General features: G+C 62.6%; 10 protein-coding genes and 1 pseudogene. 5 read left to right on the forward strand and 6 right to left on the reverse strand.

What is annotated here, in order from left to right:
• Positions 1-26 precede the first annotated feature (26 nt).
• The gene (locus IPK66_01195) at positions 27-1,466 is read right to left on the reverse strand and encodes a hypothetical protein (protein MBK8173951.1); all 1,440 of its coding nucleotides are present in this window, start codon (positions 1,464-1,466) and stop codon (positions 27-29) included.
• A 261-nt stretch (positions 1,467-1,727) separates the two neighbouring features.
• Between IPK66_01195 and ilvD the strand changes: the two genes are divergently transcribed.
• Entirely contained in the window at positions 1,728-3,464 is a 1,737-nt protein-coding gene (gene ilvD / locus IPK66_01200; GenBank protein ID MBK8173952.1) for a dihydroxy-acid dehydratase, read from the forward strand.
• A 124-nt stretch (positions 3,465-3,588) separates the two neighbouring features.
• Entirely contained in the window at positions 3,589-4,353 is a 765-nt protein-coding gene (locus IPK66_01205) for an SBBP repeat-containing protein (GenBank protein MBK8173953.1), read from the forward strand.
• Positions 4,354-4,474: 121 nt separating this feature from the next.
• On the opposite strand, the gene IPK66_01210 is transcribed toward IPK66_01205, so the two are convergent.
• Positions 4,475-6,469: an EAL domain-containing protein gene (locus IPK66_01210; GenBank protein MBK8173954.1), complete on the reverse strand. Its 1,995-nt coding sequence runs from the start codon at positions 6,467-6,469 to the stop codon at positions 4,475-4,477.
• Positions 6,470-6,774: 305 nt separating this feature from the next.
• Here IPK66_01210 and IPK66_01215 point away from each other — a divergent pair, with 305 nt between their 5' ends.
• Positions 6,775-7,398, forward strand: a complete 624-nt coding sequence (locus IPK66_01215; protein ID MBK8173955.1) for a helix-turn-helix transcriptional regulator — start codon at positions 6,775-6,777, stop codon at positions 7,396-7,398.
• Positions 7,399-7,517: 119 nt separating this feature from the next.
• Here IPK66_01215 and IPK66_01220 read toward each other — a convergent pair whose 3' ends face one another.
• Positions 7,518-9,596, reverse strand: a complete 2,079-nt coding sequence (locus IPK66_01220) for a GMC family oxidoreductase (protein MBK8173956.1) — start codon at positions 9,594-9,596, stop codon at positions 7,518-7,520.
• A 1,044-nt stretch (positions 9,597-10,640) separates the two neighbouring features.
• Here IPK66_01220 and IPK66_01225 point away from each other — a divergent pair.
• On the forward strand, positions 10,641-12,908 hold the full coding sequence (locus IPK66_01225) for a PQQ-dependent sugar dehydrogenase (GenBank protein ID MBK8173957.1): 2,268 nt from the start codon (positions 10,641-10,643) through the stop codon (positions 12,906-12,908).
• Between the two features lie 406 nt (positions 12,909-13,314).
• On the opposite strand, the gene IPK66_01230 is transcribed toward IPK66_01225, so the two are convergent.
• The 3 genes from IPK66_01230 to IPK66_01240 all read right to left on the reverse strand — a co-directional run bounded on the left by IPK66_01230 (position 13,315) and on the right by IPK66_01240 (position 15,219).
• The gene (locus tag IPK66_01230; GenBank protein ID MBK8173958.1) at positions 13,315-13,521 is read right to left on the reverse strand and encodes a cold-shock protein; all 207 of its coding nucleotides are present in this window, start codon (positions 13,519-13,521) and stop codon (positions 13,315-13,317) included.
• A 613-nt stretch (positions 13,522-14,134) separates the two neighbouring features.
• Positions 14,135-14,692: a demethoxyubiquinone hydroxylase family protein gene (locus IPK66_01235; GenBank protein ID MBK8173959.1), complete on the reverse strand. Its 558-nt coding sequence runs from the start codon at positions 14,690-14,692 to the stop codon at positions 14,135-14,137.
• Positions 14,689-15,219, reverse strand: a complete 531-nt coding sequence (locus IPK66_01240) for a disulfide bond formation protein B (GenBank protein ID MBK8173960.1) — start codon at positions 15,217-15,219, stop codon at positions 14,689-14,691. Before IPK66_01240 ends, IPK66_01235 begins: the two co-directional genes overlap by 4 nt.
• 709 nt (positions 15,220-15,928) lie before the next feature.
• Between IPK66_01240 and IPK66_01245 the strand changes: the two are divergent.
• A pseudogene (locus IPK66_01245) lies at positions 15,929-17,363 on the forward strand (IS1182 family transposase).
• Positions 17,364-17,396 lie beyond the last annotated feature (33 nt).

Raw genomic sequence — 17,396 nt, forward strand, 5'->3', positions numbered from 1 at the left:
GGCCGGCCCACCCGCGCGAGCCGCGCTCAAGTAAACAGGAAGTCCGCCGCCGAAAGGTCGCCCGGATCGACGCCGATGATGTGAACGAGGCCGTTCGACGCCAGCGCCAGCTCGGTTCCGCCGGCGTACGCGCTCAACGACAGGTCGGCGAAATCACCGAGGCCGAAACCGGAAAGTTCGATCCGGTCGGCCCCTACCGTGAAGTTCTCGATGCGATCGACGTTGTCGCCGGGATGGAAGACGAAGGTATCGCCGCCGTCGCCGCCGATCAGCGTATCGTTGCCGATCCCGCCATCGAGCAGGTTGGCATCGCCGCCGATGACCGTCAGCCGGTCGTTGCCCGCATCGCCGTAAAGGCTGCTGGAGCCGTTGGCGCCATCCGTCAAATCGGGATCGATGACATCGGCGCTTAACGTGTCCGCCCCGCCGTTGCCATGCAAAACATTGGTGCCGAACCAATAACTGTCGCCCGAGGCGGTAACCTCGAGGTGATCGTCGCCGCCACCTCCGAGAAGCGTGTTTTCGACGATCCCTTGAAGCGAGTAGGTCGTCACCGTCGCATCGTCGTCGCCGTTACCACCGGAAAGCTCGGTGGTGATATTGCCGCCGCCGCCGGCGGTGTAGCTCGATGCCCTGGCATCGACGCTGAAGGTATCGCTGCCGTCACCGCCGAGAAGGACATTGTCGATCGTCGCCGTATCGTAACCGGCGAAGGCCGAAGCATCGACGCTGAGCACGTCGTCGCCGTCGCCGCCGTTCAGCACGTTTCCGGCACTGGCGTTTCCGTCAGCGGTTATCGCGGCGTGCGCTTCCAACCGGTCATCGCCGCTCCCGCCGCTCAACGTGTTCTCGGCGATACTGCCGTCACCGCCACCGGCAGCCGCCTCGGCGTGTAACAGATCATTGCCCGCATCGCCGGTGATCAGCGTATACGCAGCGGCCGCGCCTTCGGCGCCGGCGTGTGCCTGTGCGACAATGACGTCGTCGCCCTTTCCGCCGTGAAGGGTTGCATCGGACGTCGCCGAGCCAACCGCCCCCAGGCTCTCGACCATCGCCCGCATCACGTCGTCGCCTTCGCCGCCGTTCAGCACCGCGTCAGACAGAGTGTTGGTCGTCGCGGTTTCCTGGGTCGCCTCGGCGCGCGCGGTTGCGATCAGCGAATCGTCCCCGGCGCCGCCGAACAGCCACGGGTGCGATTCAGCCCGCGTGCCGCTGGACCCGGACTCGATGGTCGCTACGAGAACATCGTTGCCGTCGCCACCGACCACCGTCCCTTCGAGGATGAGCGCGCCGCCGCTCTCGTCCCGCAACGAAATGAGCGCGTCATCATCGCCGGCACCCCCGGCCAGAACGAGATCGTCATAGTGGCCGACGAGGGCGTCTTCCCCGCCAAGTCCATGCAAAACGTCGCCGTCCGTGGTCGCATAGAGAAGATCGTCGCCGCTGGTCCCAACGATTGTGGCCATGTCCCGGGTCCCTCTTGTGCTGCCTGCCTGGCGCGACCTGCCTGCAAAAATGCCTGCCTCGGCCATCGACAGGCTTTTACACGTCTAAATCGGCGGTTTTGTGCCTAGCTGGAGCGATGATGCCTGCTGCCATCAACCCGCAGGGCGGCCAAGGGTTCCGCGCCCATGCGTGCGCGACCGCGCAAAGCGCTAGGAACCAACGGAGCGTTTCTCTAAAGTCGCGCACCGCAAAACACATTCGAAGATTCCGGGAGACCTTCCATGCCCGATGACGTCCGCCGCCCCGTCTTTGACAAATCCAAGCTGCCGAGCCGGCACGTCACCGTCGGGCCGGAACGGGCGCCGCACCGCTCGTACTATTACGCGATGGGGCTGACCGAGGACGACATCGCCCGGCCGTTCGTCGGCGTCGCCACCTGCTGGAACGAGGCGGCTCCGTGCAACATCGCCCTCGGCCGCCAGGCGCAGGTGGTCAAGCTCGGCGTCAAGGCCGGCGGCGGCACGCCGCGCGAGTTCACCACCATCACCGTGACCGACGGCATCGCCATGGGCCACGCCGGGATGAAGTCGTCGCTGGTCTCGCGCGACGTGATCACCGATTCCGTCGAGCTGACCGTGCGCGGCCATTGCTACGACGCGCTGGTCGGTCTTGCCGGCTGCGACAAGTCACTGCCGGGAATGATGATGGCGATGGTCCGCCTCAACGTGCCGTCGGTGTTCATCTACGGCGGCTCCATCCTGCCCGGGCGCTTCCACGGCAAGGACGTCACCGTCCAGGACGTTTTCGAGGCGGTCGGCAACCATTCGGCCGGACGGATGTCGGACGAGGACCTGCACGAGCTCGAATGCGTCGCCTGTCCCTCCGCCGGCTCGTGCGGCGGGCAGTTCACCGCCAACACCATGGCCTGTGTCTCCGAGGCGATCGGTCTGGCGCTGCCCGGCTCGTCCGGCGCACCGGCGCCCTACGAGTCCCGCGATGCGCTGTGCGAGGCGTCGGGCCGCGCGGTGATGAACCTGCTGGAAAAGCGCATCCGCCCGCGCGATATCGTCACCCGCAAGTCCCTGGAGAACGCCGCGACCATCGTCGCCGCCACCGGCGGGTCGACCAACGCCGGGCTGCACCTGCCGGCGATCGCCCACGAGGCCGGCATCGACTTCGACCTCGACGACGTTTGCGCGGTGTTCCGCCGCACCCCCTACATCGCCGACCTCAAGCCCGGCGGCCGCTACGTCGCCAAGGACCTCTACGACGTCGGCGGCGTGCCGGCGCTGATGAAGGTGCTGTTCGCGGGCGGCTACCTGCATGGCGACTGCCTGACGGTGACCGGCCGGACCATTGCCGAGAACCTCGCGAGTGTCGCGCTGCCGAAGGAGCAGGACGTCATCCGACCGATCGCCGCGCCGCTGTCGACGACCGGCGGCGTCGTCGGCCTGAAGGGCTCGCTCGCCCCGCAGGGGGCGATCGTCAAAATCGCCGGGCTTGCCACGCTCACCTTCCGCGGCCCCGCCCGCTGCTTCGACTGCGAGGAGGATTGCTTCGAGGCGGTGAGCCGGCGCGCCTACGAGGAAGGCGACGTGCTGGTCATCCGCTACGAAGGCCCGCGCGGCGGGCCGGGGATGCGCGAGATGCTCGCGACGACAGCGGCGATCTACGGACAGGGTACCGGCGGCAAGGTGGCGCTGATCACCGACGGCCGCTTCTCCGGCGCCACCCGCGGCTTCTGCGTCGGCCACGTCGGCCCGGAGGCGGCGGTCGGCGGGCCGATCGCCCTGATCCGCGATGGCGATGTCATCGCCCTCGATGCCGAGAAGGGCACCATCGAGCTCGAAGTCTCCGAATCGGAGCTGGCCGAGCGGCGCAAGGCGTGGCAGCCGCGCGCTCACGACTTCCAGTCAGGCGCGCTGTGGAAATACGCCCAGATCGTCGGCGACGCCTGCCTCGGCGCCGTCACCCACCCCGGCGCCAAAGCGGAAACCCACGTCTACGCCGATATCTGAGCCGACCTCGACACCTCCTGGCGACGAGGTAAAGGGGCCGGCTCTGCCCTTAAGCTGTAACGACGCCGTGCTAGCCTTCCTTGTCGGGCGAATGAGTTTGCCCAGCCGATGAGGGGGGAAGAATATGGTCAGCCCGGTCCGAACCGTATGTGCCGTCGTCGCTGCCTCGGCAGCCTTAGTTGCGTCCAGCGCTGCCGCAGGCGAGCCCGAGTGGATCAGACAGTTCGGCACGTCGTTGAGCGCGTTTTCTGTTGATGTCGCTGCGGACGGAACCGTGCATGTCGTGGGCGAGACTGGAGAGAAGTTTTATAATACGCAAAAGGGAAGTCGGGACGGTTTCGTCATCAGCTTCGACCGCGAAGGGCAGGAACTGTGGCGCCGGCAACCCGGCAAGCTCCTGCATAACAGTAGCGCCAAAGGCGTCGCCACCGATGGAGACGGTAACGTCTACGTGGTCGGCAACATCACCGAGGAATCGTTGGTTAGTACGAACCCGGTCTCTTATGACGGTTTCGTCATTAAGCTCGATCGCGATGGTCGGAATGTATGGAGGCGCCAGCTCGGAACGGGGCTTCCATCTGTTTCACAACAAGCCGAAGGTGTTGCGACCGACGCAAGCGGTAACGTTTATGTCGCGGGCGTCGACCTGCGCCAGCTTGGTCAGGTATTCATCATAAAATTCGATCGCGATGGCAATGAATTATGGAATGATGGGCGCGACGATATAGGAACGGCGACGCTTGGGTCGATCAAGGTCGCCACCGACACCGATGGAGATGTCTATCTGGCGGGATCAGCTAGCGGATATCGGGACGGTGATATGGGCAATCCGAACGCTCGGTATTACGATGCATTCCTGATCAAATACGGACCGGACAGCCCGCAATAGCATGGCGGCGCGGGCTTTGGTGGCCTTTTAGAGGATGCCGATGCTCCCGAGCGAGGGATCCGAAGGTTCCGCTTGCCCCAGGCGCTTTGTTTGAGGGCAGATCGAAGGTGTACCGCGCCGGTCATGTGGCCCCCGGCGTCTGAGATACGCGCCCGGTGATTGACGGCACAGGCCTTCCACCCCCCTGCGCAGTGGCGAATCCGCAGAAATCCTTGGCCGACATCGGGTGGCCGAAGAAGTACCCCTGCACCTCCTCGCAGCCTTCCGCCAGCAGCAGCCTCGCCTGCTCCGAGGTCTCGACACCCTCGGCGTTGGCCCGCATGCCGAGGCTGTGGGAAAGCGCGACGACGGCACGGACGATCGCCGCGGCGTTTTTAGATCGGCCGAGGTCGCTGATGAACGACCGATCGATCTTGACCTTATCGAAGGGAAACTTGCGCAGGTAGCTCAGGCTCGAGTAGCCGGTGCCGAAGTCGTCCATGGCGATCTGCACGCCGAGTTCCTTGATGGCGTACAGCGCCGAAAGCGTCGCCTCGGTTTCCTGAAGGAGCACGCTCTCGGTGATCTCGAGCTCAAGACGCCCCGGCTCGAAGCCGGTTTCATCGAGCGCGCGTTTGACCATTGCCGCCAGTGACGGCGCGCGGAACTGCGCCGGCGAAAGATTGACGGAGAGCCTGAGCGGCCCCCACGCGGCGGTTTCGCTGCAGGCGGTCTGCAGAGCCCACTCGCCAATCTGCACGATGAGCGCGGTTTCCTCGGCAACGGCGATGAAGTCACCCGGGCCGATCAGGCCGCGTTCGGGATGCTGCCAGCGCAGCAGCGCTTCGATGCCGGTCATCCGACCGCTGGCAAGTTCGATCTGTGGCTGATAGTACATCGTGAACTGCCCTTCGCGCAGTGCGACGCGCAGGTCGCGTTCAAGCCCCTTGCGAGCCAGCAGCCGCTTGTTCATTTCCTTCGCGAAGAAGCGGTAGGTTCCGCGACCTTCGGTTTTTGCCTGGTAGAGCGCGAGATCGACCTCACGCAAAAGTTTGCCTGGATCCTGCCCGGGACGATCGAGCAACACGATCCCGATGCTGCCGCTCACCACCGCTTCGTGCCCGTCGAGCTGGAACGGCACCGCCAGTGTCTCGAGAATACGCTGAGCGAGGACGGCGGCCGCATCCGCGCCCTTCAGCCCACTTTGGATGATGGCAAACTCATCGCCACCGAGCCGGGCGAGCGTATCGGTTTTGCGCAAGCACGCGAGCACCCGGTTGACGGTCTGCTTGAGCAGCAGGTCGCCGGCCCCGTGCCCGAGCGTATCGTTCACTTCTTTGAAATGGTCGAGATCGACGAACAGCAGCGCCGCGATCTCCGTGCCGCGGTCCGATTGCGCGAGGGCCTGTTCGAGACGATCGGAAAACAGGGTGCGATTGGGCAGGCCGGTGAGCGGATCGTGGTTTGCCAGATAGGAAACCTGCCGCAGGGCCTCGTGCAGGGTGCGCAGCGGCAGAACACGGAAAGCGATGAACGCTCCGGCACCAAGGGTCATGCTGAGAAACGAAAGCCCCAGGAGCTCATAGCAGAGATCGAAAATCGAGACCTGCGCGCGCAGACTTCCCAGAACGGCGCCACTGGCGCGCAACGGTATCACGCTTTCGAGGACCGGCCACGGCAGCGAGTTCGGCTCCGGCGTCGAGTGCGCGATCACATCTCCGCGTTGATCGATCACGGAGTAAACCTCGATGAACCCTTCGCCGATGCGGCGCGACAAGACCGCTTCGATACGCTTGGCGTTTTCCAACAGAGCGTCCGGGCCGCGAAGCGAATTACCCTGATCCGTCAGGATCAAGTCCTCGATGAGCTGCGCGTGCGCATGGAGTTCGGCCTGCATGCGGCCCGTATCGTAGCGGATATCGAACACGTACCAGGTGAGCGGCAGCGCGACCGCCACGAACGCCCCGACGGCGAAAGCCAGCGCCGTCGTCAGGCGGACCATCTGACGATCGGGCCGCGCGCTCCCGGCCCGATCAAGACCGAACGGGCCTGCGTGTGGTCGCATGAGGGCGATGCCGAGGGATCGGGCGGCGGCGCGCGCCGGCTCAGTAAAGGCCTGGAGGTGAAGCGTTGCCATCATCATTCCGTTTTCGGCAGGCAGCGGAGCAATCTGCGGGATGTCGACGGCTCCATCCTACCCGGGCATGGTTAACAACCGACTAGCGCCGGAGCCCGTCGTGACCGCGCGGGCGATCGAGTACGCTTTTGCGTGACTCGATCGGGCGTCCCGTCTTGGCAAAACCTTCGAAGTCCCCTGCGTCACCGCTGAAAGTTGCCGCAGGACTCTTTGTGATCTTTGCGCGCTCCGTGTGCCCCATCACTGCGCGCGTCTGCGCGCCGGGGAATACTGCGGAGAATAATCGACGCTTCAGGACATTCGACGTGCCCGACGATTACAAAGCCTCTCCGCGGCGCACACGGCTGTTTGCCGCCGACCCCATGGACCGTCAGGTCGCCTCCAGGCTGGCCGCCCGTCGTCGGGTCCTTCATCTCGACAGCGAATTGATCGATCTCGTTCTCGGTTTTCGCGCGGGCACCACGGCTCGCCTCGAAACAGGCGAGAGTCGGATCGGCCCATCGCACATTTTCCGATTGGCGGCGATCCTTGATGTCGATGTGGAGTGGTTCTTCGCCGACGAAGCCGACGAACATCGGCCACACCGGCAGCGGCCGACGCTCCAGGCAAGCCCGGATGATGTCGCGCAAGCCCGCCGCTTTCTCGCCCACTTCGCCCGCTTGCGGGACCACACCGTGCGGGACGAGATCCGCGAACTTGTCCAGGCGCTTGCTGATCGCGCGGCACCGCCCGCGGGCCTGGTGGCAAGAGCGGCCGATCTGCCGATTGACGTCACCGCGGTCCCGGCACCGCCGGAACCGGAGCGGATACTGCCCGCCGCGGTCGTGCCGTCCGACGGCCCCGCCCCTGACGGCCCGGCCAAGGCTCGGCAGGTGACGCCGACGTCGGCCCCAGCGCGGCCGCCTGCCTCCCGACGCAGAACGGCTTGACGAACGGCCTCGGGCCTTCAGACGCGTCCCATGCCGGCTGGCTGAACTTCGTCCGACGGTCCGAGGCTAAAGTCTGATTACGATGTTATCAATTCGGGTGGTGGCGGTATCGCCACGATTTACGCCCAATCAACGACCGACTCCATCGAGCGCGCGAACTCGCCGCCTGGATAGGTAGACTTGATGATCTCGTCGCTTGCCTTCTGACTAATCATATAAATGGGCATCAAGATGAAATAGCCAGGGATGCGCGGGAATATCGACGCGTCGACAATCCGCAATTTGTGGGTGCCGAAAACCCGGAATTTGCTATCGACAACCGCCAAGGGATCGTCCTTCGCACCCATTTTGCAGGAACACGACGCATGATGACCCCACGCTTCGTCGCGAACGAAGCGGGCGAGCTCGTCACGTGACTGGTCTTGCGGGCCGGGCCAGACGTCGCCGGTGGAAATGCTCGACAGGCGGCCATTGAGGCGTCGGGCAAATTCGATTCCGTCGACGATCGACGAAAGATCCTTGCCGGTCTTATCTGTCCCTTCCTCGAAATAGCGAAAGTTAATCACCGGCGTATCACGCGGGTCAGCGGATCGAAGCTTTACCGTTCCCGCACGGTTGTGCGTATGCGCCTTGAGGATCAACCACGTCAGTTGGTGACTGGCGCCTGGGCCGGCGATGTCCTGAACCGAATAGCCTGGAAAGTAGCCCTTGAAGCGGGTGAGCGCGACCGAAATAAGCAGATCGGGATTGGCGAGGTTCAAGGAGCGGTGCGTTTCCGAGCGGCGCAGGATCCCGCCGACCGCGCCGTATCCGGTGTAGGGGCCGGCGCCGGCCAGCCACTGGCCGTAACACGGATCGACCGCCTGTCCCGGGCGACAGGCGGCGGCGAAGGTAAAATCGGAGGCGAAATCGGTAACGATACCGACCTCATAGCGGTCCTGCAGGTTGCGGCCGACGCCAGGCAGATCGACGATGGTCGGGATGCCATGGGCACTGAGCTCCTGCGACGGTCCGACCCCGGACAACTTGAGAAGCTGCGGTGTATTGAACGCACCGGCCGCCAATATAACCTCGCGCCCCGCCCGCATGGTTTTGCGCGGCAGAAACTTTGCCGACGCAGCGGCATTTGGATCGGCGCGATAAAGATGCGGACCCTCCATGTATTCCACGCCAACCGCGGCTTTTCCTTCGAACAGCACGCGGGTAACGAGGCAGTGCGTCTTGACGATGAGGTTGTGCGGCAGATCGGCGGCGGTCTGCTGGATGAGTTGACGCGGACCGAAGCGCCGGCCGTTCTTGGTAAACAGCGGGATGTCGTAGACACCTTCGCGCCGATTGCGTAACCGCCAGTCATTCGGATCAAGTTGACCCGCGAGCAACTTGGCGAGCGAATATCGCTGATCCCCCATCTCCTCGGCACACGCGGCCATGATCGGGGCGATTTTTGGATCGTCGGCGTACACCGACGGGTCGGGCATTTCCGTCGGCTGCCATCCGTCGAAGCCATGACGGGACGGATTCCACGGGCCGCGCCGCTGTATATAGCGGCACTGTTCCAACGCCTCGAAATAACCGCGCATGTTCTCGGCGATCCAGCTGTAATCGCCGGTCTTTATTGCGATAAAATTCCAATCAGCGTCGCTCGGGTAAATATCAACCATAAAGCTGTGTACCGTACAGCCGCCGAGCGATCCGACGCGCGGATACCAGATTCCGTCTTGTGCGGGAATGTATTGGCTGCTTCGCTGTTGCTGCTGCGTATCCGTATAATGGCGGACGTAATAGTCCCAACGGATGCGTTCGTCTTCCGTGGTGAAAGCACTAAAGAACGGCACCGAGGCGACGTCCTCGGCATCGTTTGATCCGCCGGCTTCGAATAGGACGACCTTGTGGCCGGCGCGGGCAAGGTTGCACGCCAGCGGGCCGCCGCCGGCACCCGAACCGACAATGATGAACTCGACAGGCGCGCTCGCCTCACAGTGCCGTCGTGACCAGTGACGCCGATCATCGGCACCGTCCGCGAGCGATTTACGCGGCGCAATTACGCTGGCAGCAGCGCCGCCGAGACCCACGGCGAGGATGGTCCGGCGTGTCGATCCCGACGCGGCCGAGGCTGACGGGGATGAGGTTGACGGGGATGGTGTCTGGTCTGGTGATGACGGGCCTGTCGAACCGCTCCCGGACTTCCGGCAATCCATGACATCCTCCGTTTATTTGAACGCGAAGAACCTCTCTGCCCTTGCGGTACACTGGACGGCTGTCCAAAACGACTCAACCCCATTGATCCGTGTGTACTGAGGGCAACGATCGCTTAAGAAGGGCCCGCTCACATCACGAACCCTTCGGCCTCGATTCGCAGACATCACCAAAGAACGTATTGGCTCTACCGCCTTCAGGCGTAAAAATTTCTATTTTCTGTTCCGCTCAGGGAGAATATGAACAAACGACTCTCCAAAAAGAAATCCTGGGCAATAGATGCCCGCATTGATTGATTAAATCCGCCCAATGTTAGACAATTTCTTGCAGAACTTTTATTAGTATTTAAATAACTATAATTAGGTTAATAAATATCGGCACTCCACATCGCACATTTAGGCGCCAAAAATATGTCAAATAAATGGCACTCGTTGCTGGTGCTGGCTCTATTGAGGGAACGATGTGGCGCTCGTACGGATGAATGCTGCAGCCGGAACCGCTCTTTTCCAAGCCTTGCCAGCCCGACTGCGCGCGAATGGGAGTTTTGTGATGCCGGGGGTGGGGGCGGGGGTGGCGGTGGCCTCGAACCGCTTCTGAGAGATGGGGTGGCGCTCACCGCCTGGAACAGAACCCAGCATCTGCGGATCGCCGGCCGCATGGCGACGATCATCGAGCAAGCCCTCATATGTTCCCGAACCGCGGGAATTTCTATGCTGGAATCACCAGAAGTTGGTTATCTCTGATAGCATACGCTGAATTTTTCTCGCTTTTTAGTGGTATATTCTTTTTTCCAATTATGCGGTTCGTGTTATCCTCACTCAACGGTCGATGGGTGAACGAAACGGACCTTGCGGGCTCAGCCTCAGCGCGGCTGGAACATTGATGGCGAATCGAACGGTCTCCGGCTTGTCGAAGGGCTGGATATTCGGTCTGAGAGTGGGGGCTCTCGGTCTGAGAGTGGAGTCTCAAAGACCGGCGTGGAACGCCAGCAAGATCCGATCTTCATCGATCGCTCATCCGCGATAGCAGAAAGGGGGTAGAGGAAAATGCCCAAAACTCAAACGATGGCCTTCTCGGGGACATTATCGTCGCTGACAAAATGGTCTGCGCGGGGGCTGGTCATTGCCGGCGCCCTGCTCGCCGCGACATCAGGCGCGCTCGCCGCTACCACTTCGGGGCTCGATGCCCGCCCTTCCAATACCACTTGCCTTGCTGGCCCAAAGCCGGTTTCGGGGGGAGTTCAGTTAAAGCAGGTCTGGCCGGAACTCGGCGCCGTCGTTCCGTTCGCGATCCGGAACGCTCCCGATAATTCCGCCTTCTACGTTGTTTCGCGCCAAGGCCAGATGTACAGGTTTAATCCTGGACACACGCCGGTTCTTGTCCTCGATCTTTCCAGCGAGGTTGGGCTCAACAACCAAAGTAATGCGTATACGGATCCTCCGATTGGATCCGAAAATTGGGGATTGGTTAGTTTCGCATTTGATCCCAACTTCGCGACGAATGGTCGCGTGTTCGTCCTTTATAATGGCCGAAAAGCGAGCGATCCCTACACGATATCTCAAGTCGCCCGCTATACCCTGAAGGCGGATCGCTCAGCATTCGATCCTGCCAGCCGCTTGCAAATTATTAGCCAGCCGCAACCCAGCGGGTATCTGCATCACTTCGGCGATCTGGCCTTCGGTCCAGATGGCGACCTCTACGTCGGCAGCGGTGACGGCACGTTGAATGGTCCCGAGTTCGTCGCGTCCGTGCCGGCTCAGGATCTGAGCGATCTTCGCGGAAAGATCCTTCGCCTTGACGTGCGCAATGGAACCTCCGCCGCGCCCTATGCGATTCCCGCCGACAACCCCTGGAAGAATGTCGCCGGGGCGCGGCCGGAAATCTATGCGCTTGGCGTCCGCAACCCCTGGCGGTTTTCCTTTGATGCCGTAACCGGTGACCTCTGGCTTGGCGATGTCGGGGAAGCCGAATGGGAAGAAGTCGACGTTGTCCCCAAAGGGGCTAATCTTGGCTGGAACGCCTGGGAAGCCAATCAATGCCGGAGTGACTATGCGGGACCGGGGACATGCGCATCTCTCGGCGCCACCGCACCCGCTATCAGCATTGCCCACAACGGGAAGTACATGTCCGTCACCGGCGGAATCGTGTATCGCGGCTCCGCGATTTCCGATTTGTACGGTAAATATATCTTCGCCCTGTATGGGCCTCAGGAGCTATATTCGGTTACGAAAACAGGAACGCAGTACACGTCAAAAAAATTGCTCGACACGACCGGGGGGCTGACCGACTTTTTCACAGATTCTAACGGAGAAATTTACGGGCTCGATCCGTGGGCAGGGAAGATTTTTGAGCTCGTCCCCGGCGACAACGGGAACGGAACCGAGATTCCACAGCTCTTGTCGGAGACCGGTTGTGTTCGGCCCTACAACCATGCCGTTGCAAAAGTGAGTTTGATTCCCTACTCGGTCAACTCTCCGCTGTGGTCGGACGGCGCTGGCAAGAAGCGGTGGGCGGCACTGCCGAACGGCAAGACGATCGATGTCCTCGACGACGGAGATTTCTCCTTCCCCGTCGGCTCCGTGCTGATGAAAAACTTCATGTTTAAAGGGAAACCGTTCGAGACCCGCTTGCTCAAGCGTCACGACGATGGAACCTGGGCCGGATATACATATCAGTGGAATTCCGCCGGAACGGACGCCACCCTCGTGCCCAGTGATGGGCTGACGATCCAGGTCCGGACCAACCAGGGCGCCTTGATCAACTGGAAGCTGCCCAGCCGCGGCGAGTGCCTGCTCTGCCACACCGCAGCGGCGAACTACGCGCTTGGTCCCGAGATCGCCCAGCTCAACGGCAACTTCCATTACAACGAAACTGGGCGAACGGCGAATCAGGTCACCACGTGGGACGCGATCGGCATGTTTAGTGAGCCACTCAGCGCGCCGGTTTCCGCCCTTCCCGCTCTCGCCGATTACAACGATGCGTCGTTGCCGACGACACCCCGGGCGCGCGCCTACCTGCACGCCAACTGTTCGTTCTGCCATCGACCCGAAAACATCACGCGGGCAACGATGGATCTTCGCTTCGAGACGCCGGTTCACGATATGAATGTCTGCGGTATCAAGCCGAACATCGGCGATCTTGGTATTGCCGATGCACAGTTGCTGTATCCGCAGCATCCCGAACTGTCGATCATTCCCGTTCGCATGCGGGCGCGCGGAGACAATCAAATGCCGCCGCTTGGAACCGTGCTCGCTCACTTCCGCGGCTACACGGTCGTCGAAAACTGGATCCGGCGAAAGGATGTCTGCCAATGACGCGAACTGGATCACGTCACCATCGATCCAGGATCTTGAACAACTCCTGAGGACGTTTGGGCGCTGTGCGGACTTGGTTTCGCAAAGGAACCGATGCCGCACAGCGAGCCCGGTCACCCCCTTCCGCTATCGCTCCCCACTGTCTTGGTGCGGACATGCCGCCCGCCCCAGCTCAATCTCTGGGTCCTGTGTGAGGCCGCGCGCCGGGCGCGATCCCGGATTCGGGCCGAACACGGCACAAATCCAGCGGGCAGAATGGATATGATCGGATACGAGCTTTCGTTGGCTACACCGAAAGCTCAGCCCCCCAGGGCGCTACGGCTGGAATTTCCAGGTCGAGACGGATGGTTGCCCATCCGTCTCGGAATCCAGATTTATTTTAATCGTGCTGAACGAATCGGTAGCGTCAGACGGCGCGCAGATTGACTGCCGACGATTTGCCCTGCTGACCGCGTTCCAGGTCGAATTCAATCCGCTGGCCCTCGCCGAGGTTTCCGAGACCGGAGCGCTCCACCGCGGAGATGTGCACAAAGACGTCCTTTGAACCATCATCCGGCTGAATAAAGCCATAACCTTTGGTGGCGTTGAACCACTTAACTGTACCGATAGACATTCAAGTTCTCTCGCGTAGGCGGCGACCGACGAGATTGCCGGTCTAATCACGATCCATTTCGGGATACGCACGATACAATCGCGGACCCAGTCGGGATGACGGGAGAACCCGGACTGAATAATGACTGCCGCACGTTAGGCGGGCGGGCCGACGAATTCAATTGGCGAATTTAGTCTTTCGTCCGCGATGGGGCTGGTTCGGGAGTCTGATGGATGAAGACGGCACCGATATGCATTCGAAATGACCATACCGGCCCCTGAACTGCTATCGTTGCGATGCTCGAACGACGCGGCGCCGTTGGGACGCGCGACTGGATATCATGCCGCCGCCAGAACCGTTAAAGGAATGCCCATGCCTCGTAAGCCCAATTATCAATTTGACCGCCTTGAGCGTGAGCGGGCAAAGGCGGAAAAGCGCGCCGAACGGATGAAAGCGAAACAGGGAAAGACGACACGACCAGGGGATGACGATGAGCCCGCGCCGGATTCGGTCACTCAGCCAGACGAGCCGCGCGAATCCTGACGGAGCGGCCGGCTCAAACGGTAAACCTCATCTGGCTATCCCCGGTGAACGTGTCCCCGGTGAACGAAGCGTATCGCGGCCGGACAGCCGGTCAGACCCGTTCGGCAAACCAGATCGCCGCGCGGGTGCCGGCACGGATGGCCGAGGTCAACGCGCGATATGCGGGCGCTTGTTCGGCACCATGGGCGAGCGCCGTCTCGCCATGCTCAATCTCCTCGTTCCGGTAGCGGGAACACAGTTCGCGTAGCTCGGCTTCGTCGTCGCCCAGCAGTTCGACCTGGCGGCCATAATGTTCATCGATGACGGCCTCGACGGCAACGGTACAAGCCATCGCCGCCCTTGCTCCGAGCAACGCCGTCGCGGCACCAAGGGCGAACCCACCGACATGCCAAAGCGGCTGTAGGGCCGTCGGTCGGACGCGACGTTGCGGCAGGAGCGAATCAAAGGTTGCAAGGTGTTCGCGTTCCTTGTCCGCCATCTCGCGGATCACCGGGCCAACGCTTCGGCGACCCAGAACCCTGAGTTGGCCCTCGTAAATTCGCACGGCGCCATATTCGCCCGCGTGATTTACCCGCAGTACGCGCTCGATCACGTCGTTCTTCGTCAGATCGCCATGCAGGCGCCCGGTCCGCGGCGTTGTTTCCGTCATGTTCCGCGCTTTCTCTTCATCCGGCGCAACCCCACCAAACAACCGAGGCTTAGCACCATTGAGACGATGGCGTTATAGCCTGCAAGCGAGAGGCCGAACAGCCGCCAGTCGACCTGATCGCACGGCCGGATCGGCTCCGCCAGGGCTGCGGCGCTCAAATCCTGCAGGCCGAGGCCGCTTACCGGGCCACCGCTACAGCCGGCGATCGACCCCCACCAGTGCTGCTCAACGCCAACATGGAAAAAGGCAAGCGCGCTGCCGATGCCAAAAACGGCCGCGCACAGGACGATCGGCAGCCGCGGTCCGATGCCTGTCCTGCCGGCCAGCGCGACAGCCGATGTCACCGCCGCCAACGCCCAAGGCAGGCGTTCGTAAAGACACAAGATGCACGGCTGAAGACCAAAGACGTACTGCCCCGCGAACGCTGCCACCAGCCCAGCGAGGCTGGCAAGCAACACGATGGCGAGAATCCCGTCGCCGCCGCCAGTCAGATGGCTTGGCCTCGTTATCGATGCAAGAACGCGCATGCCCGGCCCGCTTTGCCGTGGGTTCTGTTCGGCATATAGCGAGTCGCAGACATCCACACCACAACAACGCGCCGCGCGACCGCTACCTTATCCGTCTGTCGCGATAACCGTAACCTCGCCGTGCGAGAAACGGCCCTGTCAAGTTGACAGGCGGATGTGTTGTCGGGCCGGGCAGGTTGGCTATGATGCGGCATAACGATGCGCTCTGTGCCCCGGTTGGCCGGGCACCGCGGGTAGTGCCCGCCTCCAAGCTCAAGAGCGACGCCGTTGCCAGGCGCGAGATCATGGAGGCGCCGAGCGCCGGCAGCGCAAGGGGATTTACAACCGGGCCGAGGTCATAGATGCCCAGCTGGCGGCGCAACCCGCCCAATACCGCCGAAGTCAGCATCCGCGCGTTCTTGATCGGATTCCACCCGAACGACTTGACGGTAGCCCATAGACGCCGCTCTGTAGCGTGTCGCGGACTCACCCCCTTAGTACCGTCGTCGCGAATCTTGGCGATCTTGCGCCTCAACGAAAAGAAAATGGAAATATGAGAGTGTTCCTCCCTCTATTCGTGGCCATGGTTACCATGATTACCCCGGCTCGATGGGTGGGAGCACAAGATTTCGTATGCCATGTCCTCCCCGGCGCCCAGACGGTTTATGGGAGAGGCTGTGTGAAAACGCGGGGTGGGCTATTGTTGGCGGCGGGTTAGCCGGGGGTGCGCATGAGCCGCTTCATCGAAGGCGAGGACCGACTGCAGCAGTCGCTGCTGCCGAACTGCATCGACGATTATGTTTCCGAGGACAATCCGGTGCGGGTGGTCGAGGCCTATGTCGACGAACTCGACTTGGCGGCGTTGGGTTTTGATCGGGCGAGCCCGGCGGCAACGGGCCGTCCTGCCTACCATCCGGCGACGCTGCTCGAGATTTACCTGTACGGCTACCTCAACCGCATCCAGTCGAGCCACCGGCTCGAGCGCGAGGCGCGGCGCAATCTCGAGCTGATGTGGCTCACCCGCCGGCTCGCCCCGACTTCAAGACGATCGCCGACTTTCGCCGCGACAACGGCGCCGCGATCCGTGCGGCGTGTGCCGAGTTCATCCTGCTGTGCCGCCGGCTGGGGCTTTTCAGCCAAGCGGTGGCGGCGATCGACGGCAGCAAGTTCAAGGCGGTCAACGCCCGCGACCGCAACTACACACCGGGCAAGCTGCAGCGCCGCATCGAACAGATCGAGGCCAGCGTCGCCCGCTGGCTCGGCGCGCTGGACGCGGCCGACCTGCAGGAGGGCTCGGTCGCGCAAGACAAAGCGGTGCGGCTGGCGGAGAAGGTCGCGGCGATGCGCGCCAAGGTGCGCGAGCTGCGTGCTTTGAAGGCGCGGGTGGAAGCCGCGCCCGACGGCCAGATCTCGCTGACCGACCCCGACGCACGGGCGATGGCGACCAACATGCGCGGCGCCAGCGTCGTCGGCTACAACGTGCAGACGGCGGTCGAGACCGAGCATCATCTGATCGTCGCGCACGAGGTTACGAACGTCGTCGTCGACCGGGCGTTGCTGGCACCGATGGCGGCCAGGGCGAAGGCGGCGATGGGCCAGGACGCGATCGACGTGCTGGCCGACCGCGGCTATTTCAGCAGCGAGCAGATCCGGGCATGCGAAGCGATCGGGTGACCCCCTACCTGCCCAAGCCGCTGACCTCGGGGGCAAGAGCCGAGGGCCGCTATGCCAAAGAGGACTTCGTCTATCTGCCGGCCGAGGACGCCTATCGCTGTCCCGCCGGCGAGGTGCTCCCGCGCCGTTTCGGCTCGGTCCTGCAGGGCCGGACGATGATCACCTACTTTTCGACCCGCTGCGGCGAGTGCGCGCTGAAGAGCCGGTGCACGCCGGCCAAGGAACGGCGTGTCCGGCGCTGGGAGCACGAGGCGGTCATCGACGCCATGCTGGCGCGGATCGAGCACGCGCCCGAGGCAATGACGGTGCGCCGCCGCACGGTCGAGCATCCTTTCGCCACGCTCAAGGCCTGGATGGGTGCGACGCACTCCCTCACCAGGGGGCTGGAGCGGGTGCGAACGGAAATGAGCCTGCACGTGCTCGCCTACAACATGAAACGGGTGATCAATCTCCTCGGCACCCGACCGCTCATCGCCGCGATCCGCAGCTGAGGCGCGATCTCGTCCCGCCGACTGCGCCCGCAC

Source organism: Rhodospirillales bacterium, assembly GCA_016712595.1.
Classification (GTDB): Bacteria; Pseudomonadota; Alphaproteobacteria; order Rhodospirillales; family Defluviicoccaceae; genus Defluviicoccus.

Bases quoted from the DNA above. Each gene is read 5' to 3' on its own strand.
- IPK66_01195 (MBK8173951.1), bottom strand. From the start codon at position 1,466: ATGGCCACAATCGTTGGGACCAGCGGCGACGATCTTCTCTATGCGACC.
- ilvD (MBK8173952.1), top strand. From the start codon at position 1,728: ATGCCCGATGACGTCCGCCGCCCCGTCTTTGACAAATCCAAGCTGCCG.
- IPK66_01205 (MBK8173953.1), top strand. From the start codon at position 3,589: ATGGTCAGCCCGGTCCGAACCGTATGTGCCGTCGTCGCTGCCTCGGCA.
- IPK66_01210 (MBK8173954.1), bottom strand. From the start codon at position 6,469: ATGGCAACGCTTCACCTCCAGGCCTTTACTGAGCCGGCGCGCGCCGCC.
- IPK66_01220 (MBK8173956.1), bottom strand. From the start codon at position 9,596: ATGGATTGCCGGAAGTCCGGGAGCGGTTCGACAGGCCCGTCATCACCA.
- IPK66_01225 (MBK8173957.1), top strand. From the start codon at position 10,641: ATGCCCAAAACTCAAACGATGGCCTTCTCGGGGACATTATCGTCGCTG.
- IPK66_01230 (MBK8173958.1), bottom strand. From the start codon at position 13,521: ATGTCTATCGGTACAGTTAAGTGGTTCAACGCCACCAAAGGTTATGGC.
- IPK66_01235 (MBK8173959.1), bottom strand. From the start codon at position 14,692: ATGACGGAAACAACGCCGCGGACCGGGCGCCTGCATGGCGATCTGACG.
- IPK66_01240 (MBK8173960.1), bottom strand. From the start codon at position 15,219: ATGCGCGTTCTTGCATCGATAACGAGGCCAAGCCATCTGACTGGCGGC.